This is a genomic window from Psychrobacter sp. AOP30-A2-5 (assembly GCF_052378115.1).
Taxonomy (GTDB): domain Bacteria; phylum Pseudomonadota; class Gammaproteobacteria; order Pseudomonadales; family Moraxellaceae; genus Psychrobacter.
On record NZ_JBQSXK010000057.1, the window covers coordinates 1 to 1,024 of the forward strand.

At 41.0% G+C, this 1,024-nt stretch carries 1 protein-coding gene; it reads right to left on the bottom strand.

Annotated elements, in window-relative coordinates; genetic code table 11:
• Window positions 1-22: 22 nt before the first annotated feature.
• Window positions 23-970: an IS256 family transposase, variant Zn-binding type gene (locus ACT3S4_RS14330; RefSeq protein WP_425314287.1), complete on the bottom strand. Its 948-nt coding sequence runs from the start codon at window positions 968-970 to the stop codon at window positions 23-25.
• Window positions 971-1,024 lie beyond the last annotated feature (54 nt).

A 1,024-nucleotide genomic window follows, 5' to 3' on the forward strand; every position in this document is an offset into this window, starting at 1 on the left:
GGTGTAATGGACAAAATTCATGCTATTTGAGTGACTTTGATAGTAGAAAGTCTTTAATAAACCGTAACTTACGCCTCTCATTTAGCCCATGATGACTGTGTAATTGTCGTTTGAGCTCACTGAATAACCCTTCAAGAGAATTTGTGGTATTAGGTACATCTAAATGCTCATATTCTTGATAAGTGAATAGCCAGTCGCTATTGGTTCTGAGGCTACGATAAGCACTTCTAAGACGCTTGTGGGTATACCATGTTTTACCAGTATCTTCATTAGTGCTACGTTCATTAAGATAGGCTTCATGAGTTAAATACCAATGATCTAAGCACTCTATGAAGTCGGATTTATTGAGCTGTTTTAGATTTGAAGCAAGCCCTCTCAGCTCAATGCTCGCGATATTCTTAGGACGACGAGTCAAGTAACGGGTCACTATTTGCAGTTGATGGAACTGACACATCTGACAAGGGATGCTAGTAAACAGGCTTCTAAGTCCTCGTCTGCCATCACAGGTGATGCTTTGTACATCAACGCCTAACGATGTTAGGTGATCCACCCCTTGCTTATAAGCGCTGTTGGTTTCATGACTCACTATCGCGTAAGAGAGAACGGCTTTAGTGGTGTTGTCCATAAAGACCATTAAACCAAACTTGCGACCAAAGTAGGTGGTGTCCATGATGATATTAGCAGTCTTAGGTCGCTTAACCTGATACTGGATACTGACTTTGTCTAGCCGTCTTTGGATAGTTTTAAGACTACAATTATATTTGTCAGCTAGCTGTTGGTAGGTCTGTTTACCTTGAGTATATTCTGTCCAAAGGGTTTGATTATTAAGTCTTGTACCCCCTAAAAACTGCCGTTTGCAAGCTAGACATTGGTACTGCTGTTTGCCTAGTTTGCGCCCATTCTTCTTGGTGTGTTTCTCACGACAAAAAGGGCAGTTTTTTGATTCATGGCGTTGATTCCTTGCAAATATAGACAGTATATAGCGTTAGACCCTACGCCAGCATGAATTTTGTCCATTACACCT